The organism is Paraburkholderia sp. MM5482-R2 (assembly GCF_050436125.1).
Classification (GTDB): domain Bacteria; phylum Pseudomonadota; class Gammaproteobacteria; order Burkholderiales; family Burkholderiaceae; genus Paraburkholderia; species Paraburkholderia tuberum.
Window position 1 is genome coordinate 552,930 of sequence record NZ_JBNDLP010000001.1, and the last position, 16,582, is coordinate 569,511.

11 protein-coding genes are annotated in these 16,582 nt (G+C 60.9%); 10 read left to right on the forward strand and 1 reads right to left on the reverse strand.

Annotated features, from left to right (window positions below; all coding sequences use genetic code 11):
• Positions 1–33: 33 nt before the first annotated feature.
• Positions 34–495: a cache domain-containing protein gene (locus tag OKW37_RS02550; protein WP_429401073.1), complete on the forward strand. Its 462-nt coding sequence runs from the start codon at positions 34–36 to the stop codon at positions 493–495.
• 659 nt (positions 496–1,154) lie between these two features.
• On the opposite strand, the gene OKW37_RS02555 is transcribed toward OKW37_RS02550, so the two are convergent.
• Positions 1,155–1,367: a hypothetical protein gene (locus tag OKW37_RS02555; protein ID WP_429401075.1), complete on the reverse strand. Its 213-nt coding sequence runs from the start codon at positions 1,365–1,367 to the stop codon at positions 1,155–1,157.
• A 472-nt stretch (positions 1,368–1,839) separates the two neighbouring features.
• Here OKW37_RS02555 and OKW37_RS02560 point away from each other — a divergent pair, with 472 nt between their 5' ends.
• From OKW37_RS02560 to OKW37_RS02600, 9 genes are all read left to right on the forward strand, one after another.
• Positions 1,840–2,520: a DUF3313 domain-containing protein gene (locus OKW37_RS02560; RefSeq protein WP_429401077.1), complete on the forward strand. Its 681-nt coding sequence runs from the start codon at positions 1,840–1,842 to the stop codon at positions 2,518–2,520.
• A gap of 662 nt (positions 2,521–3,182) precedes the next feature.
• Positions 3,183–4,154, forward strand: a complete 972-nt coding sequence (locus tag OKW37_RS02565; protein WP_429401079.1) for an AraC family transcriptional regulator — start codon at positions 3,183–3,185, stop codon at positions 4,152–4,154.
• Positions 4,155–4,737: 583 nt separating this feature from the next.
• Positions 4,738–5,526: an alpha/beta fold hydrolase gene (locus OKW37_RS02570; RefSeq protein WP_429401081.1), complete on the forward strand. Its 789-nt coding sequence runs from the start codon at positions 4,738–4,740 to the stop codon at positions 5,524–5,526.
• A gap of 222 nt (positions 5,527–5,748) precedes the next feature.
• Positions 5,749–6,330, forward strand: coding sequence for a carboxymuconolactone decarboxylase family protein (locus tag OKW37_RS02575; protein WP_184061717.1), 582 nt, complete (start codon positions 5,749–5,751; stop codon positions 6,328–6,330).
• A 177-nt stretch (positions 6,331–6,507) separates the two neighbouring features.
• Positions 6,508–6,963, forward strand: a complete 456-nt coding sequence (locus tag OKW37_RS02580; protein WP_026225479.1) for a RidA family protein — start codon at positions 6,508–6,510, stop codon at positions 6,961–6,963.
• A 295-nt stretch (positions 6,964–7,258) separates the two neighbouring features.
• Complete coding sequence (locus OKW37_RS02585; RefSeq protein ID WP_238325714.1) at positions 7,259–7,795, forward strand: hypothetical protein; 537 nt, start codon at positions 7,259–7,261, stop codon at positions 7,793–7,795.
• Between the two features lie 384 nt (positions 7,796–8,179).
• Entirely contained in the window at positions 8,180–8,812 is a 633-nt protein-coding gene (locus OKW37_RS02590; RefSeq protein ID WP_429401084.1) for a class I SAM-dependent methyltransferase, read from the forward strand.
• A 692-nt stretch (positions 8,813–9,504) separates the two neighbouring features.
• On the forward strand, positions 9,505–14,010 hold the full coding sequence (locus OKW37_RS02595) for an NACHT domain-containing protein (protein ID WP_429401086.1): 4,506 nt from the start codon (positions 9,505–9,507) through the stop codon (positions 14,008–14,010).
• A 663-nt stretch (positions 14,011–14,673) separates the two neighbouring features.
• Positions 14,674–16,494, forward strand: a complete 1,821-nt coding sequence (locus tag OKW37_RS02600) for an ABC transporter transmembrane domain-containing protein (RefSeq protein WP_429401088.1) — start codon at positions 14,674–14,676, stop codon at positions 16,492–16,494.
• Positions 16,495–16,582 lie beyond the last annotated feature (88 nt).

Sequence of the window (16,582 nt, forward strand, 5' to 3'; positions counted from 1 at the left end):
TGCAAATTGCTCGAAGAGCAGGGAGGAATGTCCATGTTTCGTATACTCGTGATTGGCGCGCTAGGCGCCATGGCTGCCTTGTTCTCGACTACGGCATTCGCGCAAGGTACTGCGGCGGACGCTAAGGCCATGCTTGAAAAGACGGTTGCGGCCATCAAAGCCGATAAGGCCAAGACGCTCGACCAGATCAACAAGGGCGAAAACGGCTTCCTTGTTGGCGACCTCTATCCGTTCTGCTTCAATCTCAGCGACGGACTCCTCGTCGCGGTCGGCAATCCCAACGTTAAGGGGTTGCTCGGCAAGGATGCGAGGACATTCAAGGACCCGACGGGCGACGTGTATGGCCCAAGGCTCTATGACGCGGCAAAAGAGAGCCAGGTCAATGAGGTCAGCTACATGTCTCCCAAGGCCGGCGCTGACAAGACGTGGGTGCCGAAGGCGAGCTTCGTTACCGCGGTCGCCGGCCTGGGATGCGGCGTCGGTTACTACAAGTAGTCCGACCAAACCAACCGTCGTATGGGCGCCGAACTGCCGAACTCCGACGCCCACACAATGCTATTTTCTCGCGTGACCGGTCAGTTCTGATGCCCTTCACTCCGCATGTGCGGTTTGCCATCGAGGCTGGTCAGTTTTGATATCCGCCTCGGGTCATTCGCGTCGATATTGTCACGCCTGCTACCTTGTCCGCTATCCACAAGAACCGGTGCACGTGGCAAGCCTGCGCGGATGACCGGATCCCTCTGTTAGCTGCCCTTGGATGCTCGGCCATGTGATCGGCGCGAATGGGTCGCGTGCCGCCGATCGCTGCCTTGCGAAGTCCGAGCGATGCATGCCGATTGCATCAGGCAGTGATCGGCCGAGGGTGTGTCAAAACGTGGGGCTTCGTTGGCGACTGTGAAAGTTGACGCACCAGAACGCTCTATATTGGCTTCGAGGCACTTGGGGAAGGGTAAAGCGACACCCGAAAACCGGGGAATTTCGAGTTTTGACACACCCTCGGCCAGGAGCGGCCGTTCCACCGCGCATTCGCGCGGACGCTCGAACGTCCGCTGCGCCCAGTTAATGGACCTTCTCACGATGATCACGCTCGCCCTGTAATGCAAGGTGCCGCCGCAATGTCGCCAGCTTTCGAAGTCCATCCATGAAGTTGAGAGCTATGCGTGCGCATCCTGTTCCAGCAACAACATAGCTCGCAAACAGGGGATTGAGCACGCCAAGGAGGTCGATGGTGTCAAAGCGTTCACCGTCTCGAAGCCTGCCGCAACGATGATCGTGGCCACTACAAGCTTTCTGGCGTGATCGAAGACGGCTTTCAAACCGCCGCGATCGAAGAGTGCTTGCGAAATAGAATCCGGGAAGATTCTCATTGACGCCTCCTGTGCTTGGTCCGAGTCGACATGGCCAGGGTCCGCAACGCGTCGCGTACCGCCAATCGCCGACAGGCGGAAGACGGTCATCTCCAGCTGTTCCGCTGGACGCTCGCATGGACCGTCAAATGGCCGCGTAGGTAACGGACATTGGCATGCCGCCGTTGCGCTTCAACCCGTCGGCCAAAGTTGTAATTCATGCTCCGTCAGGTGGTGTCATTGCCGAACGCCTTCTTTACGACTATTGTGTTTGAGTCGCCGATATAGCGATTCGGTACTTGCCGGTGATCAAGCGGTGCAGTGACGGGTCGCGCGGCCCCTTCTCGGGACGACGACCAGAACAACTCCATAAAGCGTTACTTCAGCTCTGCGCGCCGTACGCTTCGCATGCTTTCAGTGCTATCTGGACGGGGCGGCAACAACACGAGACTCCGCATGTGGCCGCAGTCTAACGGTACGAAGGAGATAATTCGTGAAGAAACCGGTCGCAGGCAAGGCGGGCGTCGTTATCCTCACTGTGATCCTCGGAGCATGCTCGCCTGAATCCAATGTCACGAAGAATTCTGGCTTCCTGAGGGATTACTCCCGTTTGGCAGAGACCAGGGACACCCAAGGCGGCACCATTATGGATTGGGTGAGCCCCAAGCTCACGCCCGCCCACTACAATGCTGTACTGTTCGATCCGCTCGTCTTCTACCCGGAGCCGAGGCCGAGCGAACAGGTGAGCGCCGAGACGCTACAACAAATTCTCGCCTACTCCAACGACACACTTAAGCGGTCGCTCACCCAACGGTTCAGGGTGGTCGATTGTGCCGGACCCGGCGTGTTGCGGATTCGCGCCGCGTTCACTGGCATCGCAGCGCAAGGGGAGCACCTCGAGCCCTACCAGTACCTTCCCCTTGCCTTTGTGGCCACCATGGCCGCAAGGACCGTGATTGGTACGCCGCAACGGGCGTTCGTCGTCATTGAAGTCGAGGAAACAGACAGCGCCACGGGCGAGTTGCTGGCGGAGAGGGAGCGGGTAGGCACAGGCCAGCGCCTGGCACGGGTCGCCGATCAACAGATCATCACGCTGGACACGCTGAAGCCGCTGCTGGACGAGCTGGCCGACTCTGCCTTTCCGAAACTGGCGCAGTACGTCAAGCCCAGGTGAGGCGGATCCAATCTGGTGAAGCGAGGCGCCGGCGCAGATATGAAATTCTCCACCCTGTGCCGGGCCTCGCGCGGCACCGACTGACCCTTCGGAAGCGAAAGCGACTCCCTTGGGGTTGGCCTTTATGCACTCTGCTTCCACGAGTTGGGTTCCTGGCGTCCCGCCGTGTCAGGGCGCATTGGCCGCGCTGACGGCACGAGCAGCAGCCTGGGTTTGTCGGTTGCGGCTAAATCTGGGTGTTCCTGGTGACGGGTGCACCATGGACGCTGCCGCTGAGGCGGCCGATGGACTAGGAGGGCTGTCGATTGCTATTTGTAATTATTGGCAGCTTCATGTGAAAGCTTGCGGGTGCAAACGGCCGTTGTATCTCGGAAGCGGCCGGTCGGGTCGCGTCGGTCCATCCGACCGCAACGGGTCGGGTCCGGCCGGCGGCGTCGGGCGGCAGTCGGCCAGCAGCGGCCATTTGTGAGAAAAACTCGAATGGCTGAAGACTAGCTGAGATTGGACAACCCGCCCCGCGCGGCGTTCGTTCCGCCGAAGATATGTCCGCATACCGGAAGCGGCACGGTACGATGGTGGCCCTGAGGCAACCGTCAGTCTCTTGACCTCGCATACATCGTTGATGGGCGCAGCCCTGTGAATATGCCCCAGAGGAGTAGCCCATGCCGTCCGAGCACGCCGATGTCTTGTCACAGGTACTCAGGCTGATTCGCCTTCGCGGAGATCATGTTTTTCACGGCGAGCTGGGCAGTTCCACCGAAGTGATTTTTCCGCCAGGGCCGGCAACGTTTTTGCATCTGCGTGCCGGCGAACTGTCGGTGTCTCAACGCAATGGCCCCTCCGTGACGCTGCGGTCAGGCGACTTCGTTCTTTTGCCACATGCGGACGGACATACGATTCGAAGCAAGCCGGGCCGGAAAGCACATCAACGCTTCGAGGCGGCGGTGGACTTTACCCCCAGCAGAGATGCTCAGACGTTCACATGGGCGGCTGATGACGGCATGGCAGGATCCTTTCTCGCAGGATCATTCTATTTTGACGGGGCGCCGTTACGTTCTTTGCTCATCGGGCTTCCCGGTCTGATTCATCTGACATGCGACAAAGTCAGCGAGCCCCCTTGGCTGGCCTCTATCTCGCATTTCCTTGACGTGGAATCGCGTAGCGCCGGCCCAGGGTCATCGCTGATGATCTCGCGGCTTATTGATCTACTCGTTATCCGCACCTTGCGGATGTGGGTCAGCCAGCAAGGCGATCGGCTCGGCTGGCTGTCCGGACTTAGCGACGAACGCGTAGGCCGTGCGTTGAACGCAATGCATCTGGAACCTGACCGTGCATGGACGGTCTCGGCCCTCGCCGAGACGGCGATGATGTCGCGATCGACGTTCTCGGATCGCTTCACGGCGGTGGTGGGACTTCCACCGTTGCGTTACCTGACACGCTGGAGATTGACAATCGCAGCAGACTTGCTAAGCGGAGGGACCCTCAAGGTGACCGAAGTGGCCCACAGTGCCGGCTATGGTTCGGAGGCTGCCTTCAGTCGCGCCTTCAAGGAGGAGTTTGGCTATCCACCGCGTGACGCGCATCGAATCGCACAGACCGGGGCCTTTGTCGCGCGAAGTGCGGAACTCCCTTGAGAGTCCTCTTTACACTGCTGGCTTGATTCGTCAGATCAAACTGTCATTGCGGCGGTTTCCTTTCAATGGCATCGCGCCGATCCCCAGCCGGCGCCGATCTGCTCGCTTGTCCGAGTGCGTCGATCGTACGATGGATCATGCAAATCAGACGCCGAGATATGGTCAGTCTCGAATACATTCTTTAGAGTGGATAGCCAAGGTCCTCCGGTATCTGAATAGGAGGAAAGGCCCTCACGCACTATGGTTCGGATCTCTCATGCTCAGGCAGCCCAGACGGGTTGCGATAACACTTCTCGTTGCAGCACCCACGCTTCCGTCATGCGTCTGGATCGGAAGCTGAAGCGGAGCCGCTAGCTTCACCGTCGTATAGGTGGCATGAAGGCCGGGCGTGCCGCGATGCATAAGTAACGTCGGCTGATCTCGGGCAATTCGTCGATCTTGGTGCCGTTCAGTTCCGCCCCAACATAATTGAGTTCTGGACTCCTAAACGGAACCGAGAGATCGAGGCATGCCCACGGATCTTTCAAATGCAGGTTTCAATTCACGACATCGGCACTGATGTCTCTTCAAGGAAACAATGTAGATGAAACTCATCCTCGCTGTTCTCGCCATGTCAGCATTCGCCATTGGTACCGGTGCGATGGCTGCGGAAAAGCCCCCCATCGTTCTGGTCCACGGCGCTTTCGAAGACGCCCAGGTCTGGGGTTATGTCACATCCAGGCTTCAAACCGACGGCTTTAAGGTGGTGGCTGTTGATCTGCCAGGGCGTCCGGGCGCGCCAGCCACACCGGACAAAGTCAGCCTTGACCTCTATCGCGACACTGTGGTCGCAGCGCTGAACAAATCCCATCGCCCGGCCGTCGTGGTCGGTCACAGCTTCGGCGGCATCGTCATCGCCGACGCCGCGGAAACGGCACCGAAGAAGATCAAGACTTTGGTCTTTGTTGCTGCCTACCTGCCGCAAGACGGCGACTCGCTCGTTTCAATGGCCAGTAAGGATGCCGACGCCAAGATCGGCCCTCACCTGCAGATCGATAAGGAAAAGGGCATTGCCTCCATCGAATATCCGGCACGTGCCGATCTGTTTGCCAATGGAGGTCCTGACAAACTACGCGAGGCAATCCCGGATCTGATCCTGGATGAACCCGTCGGCCCGCTGGCTACGCCTGTACACGTGACTTCCCCCAACTTTGGTCAGGTCGACAAGGTCTATATCCACACAGCCATGGACCAGGTCATCAGCCCCTCGTTCCAGGCCGAGATGGTTGCCGCCACCCCCGTGAGAGCCGAGTACTCCCTGCCGACCGGTCATACGCCGTTCCTCACCGATCCCGACGGTCTGGCAAAGGCGATCGAGGCCGCTGCGAAATAGGCGGCTTACGGTCGGTCCGGGGAAGCGAAGGCGGGAGGCTTCGTCATCCCGCGCTTTGCCTTCGAGTGTGTTGCTCTGGGCAGAGGGCTGCGATATCCGGGCTTCCGCGCACCGTCCTGCAGGCCGCTCTTCGATGGTCTGTGCCGGGATGCTCTTTCCAATAGAAGCATACGCGTCCGTTGTCTTCGACAATGTCTCGTGTTTTCAAAAGGCAGAACCGATATGTCCCGTCTTCAGATACCCGCCACGATCGCAGATGCACCAGCTGCTTCTCAGCCCTTCCTGGAGGCCGTCAACAAGAAACTGGGTGTGGTACCGAATCTGTTTCGTCTGATAGCCAACAGCCCCGCGGCGCTAGAGGGGTACCTCGGTCTGGCCGGAGCCTTGGCAAAAGGTGCACTTCCAGCACAAACCGGCGAACGTATAGCTCTCGCCGTCGCCGAAATCAACGGCTGCGACTATTGCATGTCGGCGCACAGCTATTTAGGAAAGAACGTGGCGAAGCTTGACGATGCGGAAATGTCCGCCAATCGAAATGGCGGCTCGAATGAACCAAAGGCTGCCCCTGCCGTGCAGTTCGCCGCGAAGGTCGCGCACGAACGTGGCCGCGTATCCGACGAAGATCTGCGCGTCCTCAAGGAGGCCGGCTACACTGATGCGCAGATCGTCGAGATTGTCGTGCACATCGCACTGAGCGTCTTGACGAACTACGCCAACGTCGTTGCAAACACGGAGATTGACTTTCCCGTAGTGCGTACATATCAGGGCCTGAACAACGGGACTCGCACGCTTCTTGATACGTGATGCGTTGACCGAACTGATTGATTGCGTCAATGCATCGTACGCAGGACAAGCATCCGCGAGCGTATCGAGCCTCAACCGACGAACGTCGTTCGGTGTATCGGACGGTTGAGCTCACTGCATCGCGCTAATTTCATCAGGCCAAGTCCATTTCCTTTTCACGTTACGTTGAGCCCGAACATGAACGTATCCGAACGCCTCGCGCAAGCGGGCCTAAAATTGCCATCGCCCATCAACCCACTTGGGTCCTATCGAACGGTTTCCGTTTCGGGGAATCAACTGTATGTATCGGGGCTCGGCCCTTTCGAGGATGGCAAGCCAATCGTCGGAATGGTCGCCCGCGATATTTCTCTGGAAAAGGCTCAAGACGCGGCGCGCCTAACGATGCTCATGATCTTGGCCTGTGTCGAACAGGCCTGCGGACTCGACAACGTCCGGCGATGCAGCCGGCTAACAGTTTACGTGCGTACAGCACAGTCGTTCACCCAGCATCCGCAAGTGGCCAATGGCGCCAGTGATCTGTTGCTGACGCTGTTTGGGCAAGACAATCTGCCGGCTCGAAGCGCGCTGGGAGTGCATTCGTTGCCGATGGGCATCCCGGTTGAGATTGACAGCATCTTTGAGTTGAAGGGGTGACGGGCATGGCTCGACGCCGCGCACATACGAGCGCAATGACGCGAAATCCGCATCCCCAGCGGGAGGAGTTAAGCGCACGCCAGAAAACGGGCGTAGGGAATTTAAAGATTTCCGATCAGCCGATCGAATATGCTGGGCCTGGTGTCCCGAGGTGGTCGTCCACTCTACGACGCGATGCTCGCACTCTACCCCGACCACGCTAATCCGGGCTCGCTCTGGGGCGCGGTGAACTCCGCCAGGAAGGCCGCGTAGGATTGCTCCGCACCACAACGAAGCTATGGAATCCCCAAAGGGAATGCTGACCATGCACAGGACGTTATTGGCCGCTGCCATCACCTTGACCGTCTCCGCCGGATCTCTCGCGGCTGCTCCTGCCGCTTACAAGGAGCCGCTGGACGCTCAGGCCTTGAACACGATCAAATCAGAGTTCGGCGAGCTCATGGAATTAGCCAACCGGCACGATTTCAAGGCTCTGCACGAGATGTTCTGGCAATCCCCCTCGGCCCTTCTCGTCGCCAAAAGCGCAATTCCCTCCGAGGGGAACTGGGCAGGCTTCTGGGGCAACGAGGCAATCGATCGGAAGCTGCACGACATCGGCACCTCCGGCCCGGTCGTCCTCCGACCGGATTACTCAAAGCTCAAGGTCGTCGGCTTGACGCCGGACGTAGCGCAATCCTACGCGCCGGTGAACATCACGGTCTCGTATGCAGGGCAGGACGGAACTCCCAAACCGTTTCTGATGATCATCAACTGGATAAAGGTCGGGAAGGACTGGAAGGTTGCTTCTGAGATCATCCTGCCCGTACCTCCTGCACCCGTCGCAAAGAGTTAGGCCTTCGCGTGCCGGTGTGCGGAATCCAGACTGAGACCTGGCTGCTGGCAGCAGGTTTCGCTCTATGTGACGTCCGTGAGCTGCAGTATCGAGCGACGGCTCAACTCCGATACCGGCCGTTGCACCTCTGACCGCTCGACTGTCAGCAATGGGCCGCGTGCTGCCGCTCGTGGCACGCACGGGTCGATCGCACGACGATCGGCCAGGTACGGCCATCTCCAGCCGTTCGCCTGATACCGTGCGCTTTCCTCGGAAACCCAAGAGGAATCACTTGCGCACACGGAATCGCGTTGTTCATCCTGTTCGGCACGCAACCGACCACGACCGATGACACCGGAAGTCCGACGTAGTCGTGCGGGAAATGCCCCGAGATATACTTCCCGCATGGAACTCGACCCCCGCGACCTCGATAAAATCAGTGCCGTCACGTTGCAGCACTACGACGCGCACGCGGAAGATTTCCGCAACGGTACGTACGACCACGACGTCACGCAGAACATCGCGGCGCTGCTGCACCATATCGAAGTCGAGCCCCCTCTTACGATCCTGGATTTCGGCTGCGGGCCGGGGCGAGATCTCAAGGCCTTCACTACACTCGGCCATTGCGCAGTCGGCCTCGATGGCGCCGAGCGCTTCGTTGCAATGGCGCGTGACGCGACTGGCTGCGACGTCTGGCAGCAGGATTTCCTGCATCTCGATTTGCCGGCCGCGCACTTTGACGGCATTTTCGCCAACGCCGCGCTGTTCCATGTCCCGAGTCAGGCGTTGCCGCGCGTGTTGCGGCAATTGCACGCGACGCTGAAGCCCGGCGGCGTACTGTTCAGCTCCAACCCGCGCGGCACGAACCAGGAAGGCTGGAGCCACGGCCGCTACGGCGTCTTCCATGATCTCGAAGCATGGCGCCGATATATGGCGGACGCAGGCTTCGTCGAAATTGAGCACTATTACCGGCCCGCCGGCTTGCCGCGTGAGCGGCAGCCGTGGCTAGCCAGCGTGTGGCGCAAGCCGGTTGCCTGAAACGCCCGGGAGCTGTTCCACGGGATGCCCGCGTTGGGCTTGGCAGATGCTTGCGTTCAAGCCGCTTTGATGCAGCGCAAAGCAGCCGATTTGCAACAGTGTCCATCGCGCAGAGAAATGGCCAGTCGTGGATCTCAGACAATCGGCAGAAGCGGGGACGCCTGTCGTCGGCCGCGACGGGCAGAGGGCGGCCACTTCCAGTCGTTGACCGAAGCGTGCTCGCGGACATTCGAGCGACCGCAGTACGTTGATACTGTTGAAAAAGTCGCCGCGTGGTTTTCTCAGTTCTGCTGCGCGAAAATCGACCTCTTAGACCGGCCTACAAACCGATCGCGCGTGCCGGCCAAGGGTAAGAAGACCCCTGAAAACCTCGCGACAGAGACGGTCAGCGACTTTTTCAACAGTATCCGTTGGCAGCGGACCGTCGACTGCAGATGTGGGGCGGCTCGATATCGGCCTTGGCGGTCAATCAATGAACAGTCGCTCCCGTCATCTACCAGCTTTTTTGTGGCATTCGGTAGCCGGACCTCGAGGCCAGAAAGCTATTGGATAGGAGGCGAACCAGCGCAGTCCTCGAGTTTCCCTGCTGCTGTAACTCGACTACTTCAGTAATGGCAAGGGAGCAGCTGAAAAGTCGAGCCAGTCGTGGCATATTCCATCTTAATTTTGCCTCCGCGTAGCACAGGGTCCGAATGACCGTCCTGAGAACCGACATCGAAAGGGCACTCGATGAGCTCGCATCCCAAGAGGAGGGGATGCGTTTTCAGGGGCTGGCGGTAGTACTCGGCAAGAAGCGCTGGCCCGAACTCATCGCCCGCCAGCGCAAGAAGGATTTCGGCCTCGATGCCTACGCGCCCGCAAGCCTGACGCCGGAGAAAATCGGCAAGGGACTCGCCGCGTCGATCACGCCCACGCTGAACAAGATTTCTGGCGACGCGAAGACCGCCAAGGAGAACTTTCCTGACCTAAAGATGCTCCTCTTCGTGACGTCCGCCAAAGTCGGCAACGCCGACCGAAAGCAGTGGGCAGACGCAATTTCCAATGACCACGGCCTCGAACTTCACATCATCGAGCGCGAGGAAATCATCACGCAGACGATGATGCCGGAGAACGCCTCGCTCCGTGCCAGCTTCCTCCAGGTCGATATCGATGCGGAACCGCAGGTCGCAGATCTCATAGAACGAACAAGGCGCGCGGCCGTAGCCGTCACACGGACCTGGGCTGGCAAGACAAAAGGACATCCGCTTATTGAGCTCGCCGTGGTTCGACTCGACCCAGATGGAGCGGAGTCTGCCGATGTATTGTCGCTCGAGCAGATCGGCCAGGCACTATCGCAGAGCCGCCGAATCGTTCTTGAGGGCCCCGCTGGTCGCGGGAAAACCACGACGCTGATACAGCTCGCGCAACGCGCACCCGCCATCGGCACAGCGTTCATCGTCGAACTTCCAGCCTGGACGTCGTCGCGCCGGGGAATTCTCGAATACATTGCTGGCATGCCTGCGTTCCAGGCCGAAGGTCTCACGGCCGCCGACCTCGCGCGGGTGCAGCAGACGGAACCTTTCCTGTTGTTGTTGAACGGCTGGAATGAAATTGCGGAGTTGAATTCCGGTCAGGCGGACGAAGCACTCCGGGAGCTCGAACGGGATTTTCCGAGCGCGGGCATCATCGTCGCAACCCGCACGCACCACTTGACGCCGCCACTGCCCGGTGCCTTGCGGCTGCGATTGTTGCGCCTGCGGCGTGTGCAGCGGGCTGATTATCTGGCAGCCCGCCTTGGCGCGAAAGGCACCGAGCTTCGCGCCCGTATCGAGGTTGACCGGGCGCTCGAGGAACTGACCTGCACGCCATTCATTCTCTCGGAAGTCGCTTCGCTGTTTGAAGCGGGCGCCGAAATTCCCTCCACGAAAATCGGAGTCCTGGATCAGGTTCTCCGTCTGCAAGAACGACGAGACGAACACAGAAACGCGCTGCAAGCATCGCCGATCTTCGGTCGGCAATCAGACTACTTGAAGACCCTCGCAATTGAGATGACCCGCCGCGGTGCGGTGGCGTTGCCCGATGCTGATGCCCGCGCTAGCGTTTCCGCCGTCGCCCGACAACTTGCTGACAGCGGGCAAATCGAGGCAGTGGGAGCGCCGGCGGTCCTTGCGACGCTTACGGCGCACCACGTTCTCGAGCGTGTCGACTACCCGCATACGGCGTTTCAATTCGAGCATCAGCAGTTGCAGGAGTATTACGCTTCGCTTGACGTCCGCGCGCGGCTTCTCGAACCCCGGGACGATGACCACGACGCGACCGCCCGCCTCACGGCCGACTACGTTAACGATCCGGCATGGGCCGAGCCGCTGCGCATGATCGCCGAGACGTTTGCCGAGCAAACGGGCGATGGCGGAACCGACCAGCAAAACACCCGCGCCGGCCAGAAGTTGGTGGAGATGGCGCTCGCCGTTGACCTTGTATTTGCCGGCGAGCTTTCGCAGCTTTGCGGAGCGGCCGTGTGGAATGAAGTTCGTGCGGCCGTCGGCGAGCGCCTCCGCGCCGTCTACGCGACCCTCGACGACAACTATCGCCAGTATGCTATCGCCGCCATGCTCGCCACCGGAGTGGACGACTTCAGCGACGTCATCGTGCCGCTTCTGTCGCGAGAAGACCAGCAAACGCGGTTCCGCACGTACCGGCTCTGGCCGGACATCCGGGTCTCGTCGCTTGGACCGAACTGGCGCGAGCAGGTGCATGGCTGGAGCGAGGAGGCGCGAGCGGATTTCGCCTCCGAATTGCTTCATCATCGTGCCGATGGCGAGATCTCGGCCTTTGCTGTGGAGGACAGCAGCATTGCGGTAAAGAAGGCGGCGGCTTCCGGTCTCATGTGGACCGGATTTGACGACGGGCTCACCCGCGTCCTCGACTCGATGGATGCGCAGACATTCGAAGATGTTGCGCGCGAGAACTTCGACCGAATGCCCGCCGCGCTCAGGCCCAGGACTGTCGCTGCGATGCGGAAATTCATCGAGAGCACCACGGACTATCCTGCGCGCCTCCGAACAGCGCTCGATCTGATCGAACTCGGCGAGACAGGTCTGGACGGCGTCGTCAAGGATGCGATGGCGGCTCTGCCCGGCGGCGACATGAGCAACCTGGGTTCGCACTACATCAAACCGGCGCTCGAGCATCTGCGCAAAATGGACCCACCCTGGGTGAGCGAGTGGGTAGTAATCCAGATTGCCGAAGGTGTCCTCTACGGGCACGAGTACTGGTTGCCGTTCGCGACCGCGATTCCTGACGGCCTCGTTGAGAAATACCTCCACCACCTCGAGACCGAAAACTCAAAGAATGCTCGCTTTCAGGGCATGGCTGCCGTGATCGCCGCCGGCGGCGATGCAGAGCTTGCGGCGCGCGTATTTGCGAAGCTGCGTGAGCTGCGACGCACGGTGGATGCGGAACCCAGGCAGCCGCATGAATTCGAGTGGCAGGTAATGCACCAGCTGGAGGCCGTGTTTCGCCACCTTCCCGACGACGTCGCGGCGGCCGGCGTCCTCTTATCCGTCACCAGCGGCGACCCCTTTGACGTCAAAGTCGCGACGGACCTTGTCAGCAAGGTCGCCAGGTCCGACGAGGAACCGCTCCACATCGCCGACGACCTGAAGGCGCGCCTCCTTGCATATCTTAAAGGCAGCGTCGAACTCGTGCTCGGCCAGGAGGATTTCAACGGGAAGGAGAAAGCCAACCTGGCCTCGGCGATTGCACAGGTTGGAAAACCCGAAGACATGGCGGACCTGGTGACGCTCATTCGCGCCGACATCGAGAGGATGCGCCGCGGCCGGGCCGCGCGTGCAGCCGGCGACCGTGGACCGCTCGGCAATGGCGGCAGCATGTGCTACGCCGGCTGGCACGTCGCTGCCGCCATGCACCTCGACCCGTCTGGCGCCGAGCAGGTACTCGTTGACCTGCTTCCCGAGCCGGAATACCGCTCGGACGTCGCTGCGGCGATGGCGCGCGCGTTCGTGCCGAAGCCGGAGGGCCCTTTTGAGCCTACGCTCCGCTATGATTTGATCTGGGGCGCGCGCGAAGGTGGAGTTCCGCCGCCCGCCGACGACCAGCGGCGCACACGGTTCGCCGCCGAACTCAATGCCGAAATCATGCGCCTGCGAGAGCAGAACCAAGATGGGGAAAACGCCGCCAGCCTGAAAGAGCTCGTAAAGGCGCTTGCCGCAATTGACGGCCGCGGTTCCGCGGAAGCAGTGCTCGACGTAATTGCCATGCCCGGCCAACGGGACCTGTACGCCCGTCTCGACGCCGCCGAGCGCTTGTTGATGGCAGGTGTCGTCTTGCCCGCGATCACCGCGTTCGTTCTGGTCGACTCCTTCCTTGAGTCGACAGAGGAGTGGATGCAGGAGTCAGACAGATACCTGCTGCGCCGCATTCTCGCGCTCTGTCCTTTCACCGACGATCCTGCGGTTGGAATCGCCAAGATGCGCGACGTGCTCGGCAAGCGTCGCCTCCGGGGATACGAACTGCACGAACTCGTCACCGCGCTCGGAGAGAGCCGCTCGGATGCAGCCGTCGACCTACTGTACGAGCTCGCGTCCGATGCGCCGACGTTTGAGCAGTGCGAGGACAATTTCATTATCGCGTTGGCCACGCTCGATACGCCGCGCGCACGCGAACTGCTCAAGGGTTTTGTCGATCCGGACATTCACGGCATCGCGCTGACGCGTCCTCCCCACCGCGAGGACGTGCTGGTCGCGCGGCTCACTGAACTCGCCCAGAGGAGGCCGGAGATGGCCGCGCAGTTACGGGAATTGTGTGAGCGCGACCTGCCGGAACTTAATCGGCACGTCCTCTCGAAAGTCATGAATTGGTTCGGAACGCCCGAAACCCTCGCTGCAAATCTGAACCTGATCGATGACGCTAGGCCCTCGCCGGTTCCGCAAGGTATCTGGAACCAACTGGAAGCCACTTTCGTCGAGCGACGACCTTACGGGCAAAATCCCAACGTCTCCACGGAACACGCGTGCGCAGCAAACGAACTGCGCGTCCAGCTATTCAGGATGGCGCTTGAGGACCGAAAACGTCAAAAGTCCGCCCTTGTGCTTCTAGGGCAAATCGAAGTGTGGCGCCTTGAGCATGGTAGGCCGATGGACGAACCGCGTCACCCTGATCTCGCATCCGGCCAATCTTGGCCTCCCGCGGGACCCTGACTTTCCTCCTTGGGCCAACGGGATAGTCATAGTCGCGCCCTGTTGCCCTTATCGCATGAGACGATCGGCTCGGCTATCAGGTATCACAGAGGCGGGGCACTTACGCGCCTAGTCATTAGGTCCCGTTGCGACCTACGACCGCTGAGTCCGATCACGAGCCGGCCAACGTTCCTTAGAGAGTGGCTCTTGTTCACTTGAAAGCTGCCGTCTGGGCAGCATCGGGTCGACCGGCGGAAACGGGTCGGGTCGTGCCGCTCGCAGACACACTATGACCGGCCCGGCTCGGCGATTAACGTTTGCTCCCGACTCGGCAATCGCGACCGGCGCATTTCGTATCAAAGCGACGGCCACTGCGGGCCCACATGTAGCGTACCCAAAGTTGCCATCGACCCTGTTGCGCAGCGGTAGTATTACGCTTTACCTGCTCTTCGCGGTCGCGCTCGACGCTCCTCTGTACCTGTTCGTGGATCTGGCGCAACGTCAAGCCACCGGGTCCTTTCAGTTCGTCCGGATCGGGTTTGTCTGTCATGGCAATGGCTCATTCCTGAGAAGATCGATTTGATCTTGATATATATGGGGAGTCGCGGCAAGCACGCGACCGCTGCCTTCGAATCTGTAGGACTGGCACAATCGAGATGAACTTCTACCCGCTCGGGAATCCTCATGCCAGACGCTGTCCCGCCTTCGCCGCCTTCGCGGGCTATAGGGCCCCTGTTTGCCCTGTTTCCCTTCATGCGCCCGTATGCCGGGCGCTGGGCGCTCGCGTTCCTGGCGCTGGTGACGTCGGCGGGCGCCACACTGGCGTTGCCGGTGGCGTTCAAATACCTGATTGACCGTGGCTTTGCTGCGGGTGACCGTACGCATATCGATCGCTATTTCCTCACGTTATTCGCCGTTTCGCTGGTACTGGCCGGCGCCACGGCACTGCGCTTCTACCTCGTGTCGTGGCTGGGCGAGCGGGTCACGGCCGATTTGCGAAGTGCGGTCTACGACCACGTGCTGGAGATGAGCCCGCAGTTCTTCGAAACCACGCAGACCGGAGAGGTGCTGTCGCGGCTCACCACCGACACCACCTTGATTCAGACGGTGGTGGGCACCAGCCTGTCGTTGGGGTTACGCAACTTCTTTCTGCTTACCGGTGGCGTGGCGATGCTGGCAGTGACCAGCCCTGTACTGTCAGGCTACGTCATCGCTACGCTGGTGGTGGTGGTCGCTCCCATCGTTGTCTTCGGTCGGCGCGTGCGCCGCCTCTCGCGCGCCAGCCAGGACAAGGTAGCGAACGCGAGCGCGCTGGCGGGCGAGGTCCTCAATGCCATGCCGACGGTCCAGTCGTACACGCAGGAGTCCTTTGAGGCGCGGCGGTTTGCCGGCGCGGTGGAGGTGGCCTTTGAGACCGCGCTCAAGCGCATTCGGGCGCGTGCCTGGTTGACCGCCGTGGTTATCGTGCTGGTATTCGCCGCCGTCGTGTTCGTCCTCTGGCTTGGGGCGCAGGCTGTGCTAGCCGGGCGGATGACGGCCGGCCAGTTGTCCCAGTTCATCCTCTACGCGGTGTTCACCGCCGGCGCTGTGGGAGCTGTCGCCGAAGTGTGGGGCGATCTGCAGCGGGCTGCCGGCGCCACCGAACGTTTGTTGCAACTGCTGGTGGCACGCTCGCCGGTGGTGCAGGCCGAGGCGACGGTCGCGCTGCCGGCGCGCGGGGACGGCATCCGCTTCGACAATGTTAGCTTTTCGTATCCGTCCCGCCCCGGCATTGCTGCACTCGCCGGGCTCTCGCTCGACGTCCGCGCGGGCGAACATGTCGCGCTGGTTGGACCGTCCGGCGCCGGCAAAACCACGCTGTTCCAACTGCTGCTGCGCTTTTACGACCCGCAGGCCGGCAACATTCTGATCAACGGCGTCCCGACGCGACAGGTGCCGCTCCTCGAGTTGCGCAAGGGAATCGGGGCAGTGCTGCAGGAATCGGTGATCTTTTCGGGCAGCGTGCTCGACAACATCCGCTACGGCGCGCACGAGGCCACACTCCCGCAAGTGCAGCGGGCTGCCGAAATGGCCGCTGCGGCCGGCTTTATCGAAGAACTGCCGCAAGGCTACGACACGTTCCTAGGCGAGCGCGGAGTACGACTGTCTGGCGGACAGCGCCAACGCATTGCGATCGCCCGCGCGATCCTGAAGAATCCGCCCGTCCTGCTGCTGGACGAGGCCACCAGCGCGCTCGACGCTGCCAGCGAACGCCTCGTACAGAAGGCGCTGGACAATGCCGCGCAGAACCGCACCACGCTGGTCATCGCGCACCGCCTCGCGACCGTACAGCAAGCGGACCGCATTGTCGTGCTGGAGCAAGGCCGCATCGTCGCGCAGGGCCGTCACGCCGACTTGCTTCTGAGCTCGCCGCTCTATGCCCAGCTTGCCGCCCTGCAGTTTGGCGAGCAGGTTGCGCATACGGGACAGAGCGACGCTGAGTGCGATCGCGTCGACTCCGCGTGAAGACACGATCCAGGTCGGCACGGGCAACCGCAGGGCTCCCAACGGATCGACATGACGCGGTAGCGTAAGGCAATAAGCGGCCATGAGG